Raw genomic sequence first — 9102 nt, forward strand, 5'->3', positions numbered from 1 at the left:
TTAAAGTCACACCGGTAGAACAAACATGCAGTAGAAGACTGCAATACAATATTGCAGATTGATAATAGAAAAATTGTAGATTATGAATACACCACACAGACTGTTCGATTGTATGGAGCTGCAGGCAGCCGCTCCCAAACCCGATCTCCTGGCCGGAAAAACGGCTGGCAGATATGTGACTTTAAGTACTGATGAGGTGCATGCTGAAGTGAAAAAGCTTGCTGCCGGTTTGCTGGCCAAAGGCATATCTGCACAAGATATGACTACTGAGGGGCGCGACAAGATCGCGATACTCAGCAACAGCAGGCCTGCCTGGCTGATCACCGATCTGGCTGTGCAACTCACAGGAGCGATACTGGTTCCTTTATATCCTAATATTACGATGGCCGAGATGATCGGCATCTTCAATGAATCCGGTGTGAAGGGCTGCTTTGTACATACAGCAGCCCTGTACCACCAGATTATGGAGCAAAAAGATAAAATGCCGATGCTGGAGTGGGTATATACTTTTGAGGAAGAAACCGGTGTGCCACACTGGGAAGCCTGTAAAGTACAGCCATCTCCAGATCACCTGGCTACGATGGATCGCATACGACAGCAGACTACCGATGCTGATATTGCAACGATCATTTACACCTCCGGTACTACCGGTACACCAAAAGGAGTGATGCTGAGCCATAAGAATATTGTCAGTAATGTAAATGATGTGCATCCGATCATTGAAGGTGTGGGCCTGGCAGAGCGTAAAGCACTGAGCTTTCTACCACTGAATCATATCCTGGAAAAAATGATCTCTTATGTCTACCTTTTCAATGGCTTTTCAATTTATTATGCCGAGAGCATGGAGACTATTGGGGACAACCTGAAAGAAGTGCGTCCCAGCATCTTTGTAACCGTGCCGCGCTTACTGGAAAAGGTTTATGAGAAAATTATGGCGACTGGTCATCAGCTGACCGGAATTAAAAAACAACTGTTCTTCTGGGCGGTAGATCTGGGTAAGCAATATGAACCGGGACAGCCCCGCAGTTGGTGGTATGAGTTTAAATTGTCCATAGCCAATAAACTTATTTTCAGCAAATGGCGCGCTGCATTAGGTGGCAATGTAAAAGCAATCGTTGTGGGCGGAGCACCTTGTCAGCCAAGGTTGACGAAGATCTTCACTTCTGCTGATATCACCATTATGGAAGGTTATGGTCTGACCGAAACCTCTCCGGTAATTGCGGTAAATCACTACGAAGAGGAGAATCGCCGTGCGGGCACCGTTGGTCCTGTCATTAATAATGTACAGGTCAAGATTGCCGATGATGGTGAGATACTCTGCAAGGGAGATAATGTAATGGTCGGCTATTATAAAAAGCCGGAGGCTACAGAAGCTACTTTTGTAGATGGCTGGTTTGCTACAGGGGATATCGGCGAGCTGGTAGAAGGGCGCTTCCTGAAAATTACAGACCGTAAAAAGGAACTCTTCAAAACCAGTGGTGGTAAGTATGTGGCCCCCCAACCCATTGAGAGCAAGCTGAAAGAAAATCGCTTTATGGAGCAGGTCATGCTGATCGGGGAGAACCGCAAATTTGTAAGTGCGTTGATCGTTCCATCCTTCAGTAACCTGGAGCATTGGATGAAAGAGGAGCGCATTCCGTTTACCACATATGAAGCAGCCGTCGAAAATCCGGAAGTGATTAAATATTTTCATCAGCTGATAGAAGGATATAACAAAGACTTCAATCATATAGAGCAGGTGAAAAAATTTGTATTACTGCCTCGTGAGTGGGGTATCGAAACCGGAGAACTAACGCCCAAGCTCAGTCTCAAACGTAAAGTCATTCTGCAAAAATATGCGCAACAGATCGATGCGATGTATGAAGGTGCAGACATAGATCATATTTAATACCGGCACTATATGGAAGATAATATTGTATTAGAAGCTAAAGTAATGTGGAGCCAGCTGGATGCGAATATGCACCTCAGACATTCTGCCTATGCCGATTTTGCAGCACAGGCAAGACTAGAGCTGATGGACCATATGCAGTTCGGGTTTAATGAACTGGCGAGACTGCGTATAGGCCCTGTTTTATTCCGCGAAGAATTGAAATACCTGAAAGAGGTAAGGCCCAATGAACTGATTAAGGTAAGTTGCCTGTTGAAATCCTGTTATGAAGATGGGAGCCGCTGGTCCTTTCTGCAGAAAGTGTACCGGCAAGACGGAACAGAGGCTGCTATTATTCATGCCGATGGTGCGTGGATAGACCTGGATAAAAGAAAGCTGACAGGTTTGCCTGAAGAGGCTATGCAGCGATTTATGCAGATTCCGCAAACACCTGATTTTATATTGCAACCAACTAAAACAAAATTGTAAAAAGAGCAACATGAACAGCGTTTCAGAAACATTTAATAAAGCCGTGGCAGACAGCCGCCTCTTACCGGAGAAGCCCGATAACGATACCCTGCTCCTGCTGTATGCATTATTTAAACAAGCTACAGAAGGAGATGCGCCGGAGAAAGGCGATTATGGAATGTTTGACTTTAAAGAAAAGTTCAAGCATGAGGCCTGGCTTCAGAAAAAAGGCATGAGCAGCGAAACAGCTCAACAGGAATATATAGACCTGGTACAAAAACTGTCCGGGCAGTAAAAGCATATTATTAACCTCAAAGTAATGTATCATGAAGAAACAAAACGTTTTAAAAGTGCTGGCCTTATGCATACTGGTCTTAGGCTTCGGATTAAGGGCTATGGCCCAGGGTAAAGATCCTATCGAAGGATTATGGTATAATGCAGAGAAAACTGCTAAGATCAATATCTTTAAAGCAACAGATGGTAAATACTGGGGCGAGATTGTCTGGCTGAAGGAACCTATGCTGAATGGCAAACCGAAGACAGATGTCAATAATTCAAACGCGGCAAAGAAAACGCGACCATTGCTGAAACTACAGATCCTGCGTCACTTCGAAAAAACGGGTGCCAAAACCTATGATAACGGAGAGATTTATGATCCTAAAAATGGGAAGACCTACGATTGTAAGATTACCCATAACGGCAATACCCTGAGTGTAAGAGGTTATGTCGGTATCTCTATGATCGGGCGTACGACTACCTGGGAGCGGGCCCAATAAAAATCCTCATCTTATATTCCTGCCTGGTGCCGCCGGCACCAGGCATTTTTAAAATAATAGCTATGACATTTTTTAAGAATAAGACCTATTTTATTTCCGGTGCCAGCAGAGGCATAGGCAAAGCCATTGCGCTGAAACTGGCGGCAGAAGGGGCCAATATAATTGTTGCGGCAAAATCGGTTGCTGCACATCCTAAGCTGGAAGGGACAATATACACTGCTGCCGCGGAGATTGTGCAGGCAGGTGGTCAGGCGATTGCCGTACCCTGCGACATCCGGGACGAATCTATGATCATTGAAGCTGTAGCCCAGGGTGTAGCCCGCTTTGGCGGTATTGATGGTGTAATCAATAATGCCTCTGCCATATCTTTATCTAATACCGAGCAGACACCAGCAAAGAAGTTTGACCTCATGCATGAGATCAATGTAAGAGGTACCTACCTGGTTACACAGCATTGCCTGCCTTATCTGAAGCAAAGCAGTTCGGCTCATATTCTCACACTCTCACCTCCATTAGACATGAAGCCAAAATGGTTTCGACATTCTGTGGCCTACACCATCTCGAAATATAATATGAGTATGCTGGCCATGGGCTGGGCGGCTGAGTTTAAAAACTATGGTATTGCAGCTAATTCACTGTGGCCTATGACAACCATTGCTACCGCTGCGGTCAATAATCTTCTGGGTGGTAGTGAGATGATGGCCCATAGCCGTACACCAGATATCCTGGCCGATGCCATTCACTTTATCCTGCAACAGGACCCTAAAGCATATACCGGTCAGCAACTGCTGGATGAGCAGGTATTGGCACAGGCAGGCATCACAGACCTGGAGTCTTATGCCGTAACACCAGGTGCCACGTTGCAGAAGGATTTATTTATCGACTAATGCCTTATTTCAGGGTTTGAAAAAAAACTTTCAACAAAAATTTGTTTGAATCAAAAACGCATTCTATATTTGCACTCCCAAAGCGGTCAAACAAACGATCGCAGACAGAAAAGGACCGGTAGTTCAGTTGGTTAGAATGCCGCCCTGTCACGGCGGAGGTCGCGGGTTCGAGTCCCGTCCGGTCCGCAAAGCGGGTCTTCTTTAAGAAGGCCCGCTTTTTTTCCGTATATAAGAAGCTGTTTTTCGCTCATTATATGCACTTATACGTTAATGGTTCTAATATAGTAGGGGTTCGATACGCTCCATCTTGATAATATAAACCTTTGTCGAACATTAATTCAATAAGCTTTTGCTTGGATAGGGTATCACATTGCTGATAGATCTGTTTTAAATTCCCTAATTTATCAAGGTCTTCTGTACGATCTGGAAAATACCACTACTATCATTATTTAGTTCTGATATAGTAGCTTTAAGTTCACGAATGTTTTACTTAGGTTTGTATGCCAACGGTCATAGGTATCATGCGCAATTTGATTATTTATCCACTTTTCTTCGATACTTTCTAATTTTCTTTCCTCTTCCGATAGCTCCCGCTGTTTAACCTTTAATAGTTCCTTATCAGCACTCATTTTTCGATCAAAAACTGCATTTATATTTTGCTTTAAATAAGAAAGGTAGTTTTCCGGCAGGCTCATCAGTTCTAATACATTTTCTAATTGTATATGCGCCTTTTGGGCACTCAAGTTTAAATGCTTGGACTGATTACATTTATAGTAATAAAAGTACTTGCCATGTCTGTCCCTTGATGGAGCACCTGTAAGTGCCTGGCCACAATAGCACTTTAATAATCCCCTTAATGGCAGGTGCTCATCAACTATAGTCCTGCTTTTTACGGGCTTAGTTATAATTTCCTGAACCCTGTACCATTCCGATTGCGTAATTATAGGCTCAACGTTTAACGGAAATAAACCACCATCATGATCTTTAAATTTTTTAGCATAATGTAACCCTGCATAGACAGGTTGCTGTAATATTCTTGTGATCGCCACATTACCCGTTAGGTCAAACCCTAACGCTCTGGCCTTCTCTGTAATCAGGTATTTAGGCGTTCCATTAAGCAGCTCTCTGAAAATCATCTTAACAACCCTGGCTTCCGTCTCATTGATCACTAAATGTCTTGCTTTCCCAGCTCCTGCCAGATTATAGCCATAGGGAGGATTCTTATAAATATATCTGCCCTCCTTTACCTTGGCGGTATAGATTCCACCACGAACCTTTATACTTCTGTTTATATTGTCTTCCTTAGCTAATAGTAATTGTAACCCCGCCCTAAAGAAACTTCCCGGGGTATCATAATCAAAGATGATACCCTCAGTTACACTGACAACCTGTATTCCATACTGCTGTTGCAACGTTTTTACATAACTCATTGCTTCACCAGCATTCCGGCTAAATCGATCTAACTGATCTACAAGAAGGTAATCTACTTTCTTATAGTGCTTCTTGATAAACTGCTGTAGTTTATTGAAATCCGGTCGATCAAAAGTCTTCGCACTTTTACCCTTATCAATAAAAGTATCCACTAATCTGACCTTATTATGTTCCAGCCATTGATCCGTATACAGTTCCTGTCTTTCAATAGATCCGTTACTTTGACCGAGACTGCTAAATCTCAGGTACCTGATTGTGCTTTTTATTGTCATTATATTCCTTTATTGAAGCGTTTACAATAATTTCTAGAATGAGGTCCAGGAATGCTATTTCCTGACCTTTTAATTGAAAACAGGGACCTTCCTCGTCGGTATTCTTATTCTGTCCTGCACACATATTCCTTACTCACGATTTAAGAATTACACAAAGGGCTGGTGATATGAGAGTGAAATGGTATAATGCCCTATGCTAAACCGATATGTACTGTAAGAATAAGTAGCTGTTACTAAATTTGTACATTATAATGGATTAACAAAGGTTGCGGAGAAATTTTAATATTTTAGCATAATTATTAAGATATTATATGGATTTAAAAGGGCGTGTTGGAAAAGCAATAAAGCAAGCTAGAGTAGATAAAGGAATGACCATGAGATAGCTTGCATCAAAGATTATTGTACAGAGTATGAATAGCATCAGCCGCTATGAAAGCGGAATATACAATCTGAGCCTGGACTTGATTGAGCGTATTGCCAATGGTATCGGTGTAACAGTAGAGGTGCTTGTCTGCTAGCTTTTACAATTGATCATCTCCCTAATTTGCTACATATAATTTCCATAGCATGTACTTAGCATTAAGTTGGTCCTTTATTAAAGATACTTTTGAGACAGAGTACCCTTTTGGAGAGAACAATATTGTTCCTTCCATTGTCTTTAGGATAGGTAATTTTTCGTTTTTCCATGCTTCACAATTCTTTTTCACCGAAATATTTACAAAGATAATTATCAAAATTCACTTTCGCTTAGCTGGAATTTAGCTAACCACTTTATCAGGAAATTTGTAATATTATAGTTTAATTAATTGAAAAGGCTACCTAATATTTGATACAATATCGAAGTTTGAGAAGTTTAATAAATGAAACAGGGCGGAAGCAATTTTGCTTCTGCCCTGTTTCATTTACTTATTAGTCCAAAAGTTCTTTATAACTTTCAATCTTCTATTACCTCTTTTTTAATGACACTGACTTGAAAAATTTGGCCTTCGCTAAGTCATGTATTTTATTATCCATATACCATACTTCTAAAACGTAAAGTGAGTTTCCTAATAAAAGTAATTTCGAAAATCGCTTATTGTCTTCTTGCATTGACGGTTGCCTTGTTTCATATAGAATATCCATTTCAAAATCACTGTGTCCTAAACGATTGGCCTGCTTTGAAATTAGATAGTGAAATGGCTGAATTATTTTTGAATCCGCAATGCTTTCTAAGATTGAATTGGCCCACGATTCTCTGTCACTATCGGTCGCCAATAGATAGCCGTAATAATCGTCAATTATTCCATTTTTTATACTGAGGCTGAAAAGGCAACCACTTTGTTGACAAAAATATTGGACTACCCCTAAATTATCTGTTGGACGATGAATGGGTTTTGTTGGAAATGAAATGCTAAAAATATTATCTATATTTTCCGTATGCCATTTTCGAGCATAGGAATTTTGCGAAATTATAAAGATTAATAGAAGTGCTGTGAATTTATGAATCAAAATTAAGAGTTGTTTAAAAGAAGAATACTTGTTATGAGGTTAAATTTTCGACATCTATGGCTTTGTCTTATATAACAAACTATTGTCTATTCAATCCATTGAAGTATAATTCCTAATTTTTTATCTACTATTTTTAAAATTAATCCAAGACTCCTCTTTTTTCAGCTTCCTGAATGAACCATTTATTAAGGGTAGATCTATTTTTATTTATAAAATCCACAGTATGATTATCTAAGGGGTCATATAGTTTCCTGTATAGCCTTACATAATCCATATAATCTTTTTTATACTTGCTTTTGTAGTATTCCGTAATGTTTTTAGCATTTGGTGGCATATCATTTAGGCACTCTTTAGATTCAGAGTCGTCATTTGGATGTATTAGAACTGCACATTTTTCAACATTTTTTATTGACGATGTAATTGTGTTAGGTAAAAACATGCTCCATGAATCACTAATACTATCCCTTAAAGATTCGCCATTTTTGAGATAATATTCAAAAGTGATAATATAATTGCCATTTTTATTAATCACTGTATCATATCTCAATTCATAAGCCGACATGGGCCGATCAAGCTTAATTGTTGTTTCGTCTCTAGCAATGAATGGAGTGTCTAAACAATTGTACAAATACAAGCTCCATTTTGTATCATCAAATTGCTTTTCCAATTTTAGGGTTTTTATTTCTTGCGGATAACCATCAATTTGCTCATTAACGGATTGCTTACTATTACTGACAGTTGTTGTGTTAGGCGTTTTGTTTTGACAAGACATAAAACTTGGTATCATCGAAGTTAGTAGGATTAATCTACCTGTTGATTTTAACTGTTTCATTTGGATTAGAATTGTATAAATAAATAAATGAACCATCAATTACCTCAAATCTGTTGTAAAAATCTATATGTGATTTTAAATATGACTGATTGTATAAATAACAATTCTAAAATAAACAATAGAAATAAAGGTGGGAATTTTCCCACCTTTATTTCTATTGTTTACTACTTTTATGAGCCAATCAATTTAACACACCTCTTTTTTTAGCCTGTTCTAAAAACCATGGATTTAAGCTTTTACTATTAGTCCTAATGAAATGGATTACATCAGGTTGAAGAGGCTTAATCAACTTAAAGGATGTCGTGTCCAAAATCTCTTTACTGAAGAATGTACATTTCAGGCGATAAGACGAATTACTATTTGCGATGCATAGTACAGAATCAACTGTCGCTTTCCTAAACATTAAACCATTAGATATTACATGTATGTCAGGATAATTTCCCGGAACTAACAACTTATTTTCTGTATGATTGTAAAAATCAAAAAATAAGTAAAATGAATCATTGATTACTTGTAATGAATCGAACTTCAACTCTAATGAACCGTAAGGTAAATTCACTAGGTTAGTCTCTTTTTCATTATCCAAAATTAATTTCGGTGTATCCATACAATAATAAGTATACAAGTACCATTTTGTACTGTCGTACCAGTTATTGACCTGTAAAGAATCAACAATTCCGGGATAATGGCTTTGCTGTTTCTGTGATTGTTGGGAAGATTCGCTGCAGCCAGAAATTATGATAGATAATGCTAATAATATCTTTAGTACTCTGGTATTCATATACAGGTTAATTCGGGATAAAAGGAAACAGAAACTGGCTTAGAATTCATATTCAGTCCGATTTTTACTGTTGTAGAGCACGTTTCTTTTTTATCATTTTTATATGTCAATTTTCCAAATAGCTTCCGGTTGAAGTTGGTATCATCGAACATTTTTAATTGCTGAATAAGTTTCCAGTTTCCCTGCTCCTTGTTTATTCCGATAAATTGATTTTTTAATAAGGTAAAATCAATGAAAATTAATCCATTTGATTGTAAAGATGGAATGATAAAATCTTTAATGGCAACTGTTACCGCTTTT

At 39.0% G+C, this 9102-nt stretch carries 11 protein-coding genes and 1 tRNA gene; 7 read left to right on the forward strand and 5 right to left on the reverse strand.

Features of this window, described 5'->3' with window-relative positions; all coding sequences use genetic code 11:
- Positions 1-82 precede the first annotated feature (82 nt).
- The 6 genes from EMP01_RS15145 to EMP01_RS15170 all read left to right on the forward strand — a co-directional run bounded on the left by EMP01_RS15145 (position 83) and on the right by EMP01_RS15170 (position 4184).
- The gene (locus EMP01_RS15145) at positions 83-1888 is read left to right on the forward strand and encodes an AMP-dependent synthetase/ligase (RefSeq protein ID WP_129022401.1); all 1806 of its coding nucleotides are present in this window, start codon (positions 83-85) and stop codon (positions 1886-1888) included.
- A 12-nt stretch (positions 1889-1900) separates the two neighbouring features.
- Positions 1901-2356 (forward strand): acyl-CoA thioesterase, encoded by a 456-nt coding sequence (locus EMP01_RS15150; protein ID WP_202616092.1) that lies wholly within the window; start codon positions 1901-1903, stop codon positions 2354-2356.
- Between the two features lie 10 nt (positions 2357-2366).
- A complete protein-coding gene (locus tag EMP01_RS15155; RefSeq protein WP_129022402.1) occupies positions 2367-2630 on the forward strand; it encodes an acyl-CoA-binding protein in 264 nt (87 codons plus the stop codon).
- Positions 2631-2661: 31 nt separating this feature from the next.
- A complete protein-coding gene (locus tag EMP01_RS15160) occupies positions 2662-3111 on the forward strand; it encodes a DUF2147 domain-containing protein (protein ID WP_129022403.1) in 450 nt (149 codons plus the stop codon).
- 62 nt (positions 3112-3173) lie between these two features.
- A complete protein-coding gene (locus tag EMP01_RS15165) occupies positions 3174-3998 on the forward strand; it encodes an SDR family oxidoreductase (RefSeq protein ID WP_129022404.1) in 825 nt (274 codons plus the stop codon).
- A gap of 112 nt (positions 3999-4110) precedes the next feature.
- Positions 4111-4184 (forward strand) — tRNA-Asp (locus tag EMP01_RS15170).
- A 263-nt stretch (positions 4185-4447) separates the two neighbouring features.
- Here the strand turns inward: EMP01_RS15170 and EMP01_RS15175 are convergent.
- Entirely contained in the window at positions 4448-5701 is a 1254-nt protein-coding gene (locus EMP01_RS15175) for a recombinase family protein (protein WP_129022405.1), read from the reverse strand.
- A gap of 410 nt (positions 5702-6111) precedes the next feature.
- Here EMP01_RS15175 and EMP01_RS15180 point away from each other — a divergent pair, with 410 nt between their 5' ends.
- Complete coding sequence (locus tag EMP01_RS15180) at positions 6112-6219, forward strand: helix-turn-helix domain-containing protein (RefSeq protein WP_129022406.1); 108 nt, start codon at positions 6112-6114, stop codon at positions 6217-6219.
- Positions 6220-6646: 427 nt separating this feature from the next.
- Here EMP01_RS15180 and EMP01_RS15185 read toward each other — a convergent pair whose 3' ends face one another.
- The 4 genes from EMP01_RS15185 to EMP01_RS15560 form a co-directional block, all read right to left on the reverse strand.
- Positions 6647-7189, reverse strand: coding sequence for a hypothetical protein (locus EMP01_RS15185; RefSeq protein WP_129022407.1), 543 nt, complete (start codon positions 7187-7189; stop codon positions 6647-6649).
- Between the two features lie 139 nt (positions 7190-7328).
- Entirely contained in the window at positions 7329-8021 is a 693-nt protein-coding gene (locus EMP01_RS15190; protein ID WP_129022408.1) for a hypothetical protein, read from the reverse strand.
- 181 nt (positions 8022-8202) lie between these two features.
- Positions 8203-8802 carry a hypothetical protein gene (locus tag EMP01_RS15195; protein ID WP_129022409.1) on the reverse strand — a complete coding sequence of 200 codons (600 nt, stop codon included), beginning with the start codon at positions 8800-8802 and terminating at the stop codon, positions 8203-8205.
- A partial coding sequence (locus EMP01_RS15560; RefSeq protein WP_161971350.1) for a hypothetical protein occupies positions 8799-9102 on the reverse strand: 304 nt, incomplete at its 5' end. The genes EMP01_RS15195 and EMP01_RS15560, both read right to left, overlap by 4 nt.

Source organism: Edaphocola flava (assembly GCF_004118155.1).
GTDB lineage: Bacteria > Bacteroidota > Bacteroidia > Chitinophagales > Chitinophagaceae > Edaphocola > Edaphocola flava.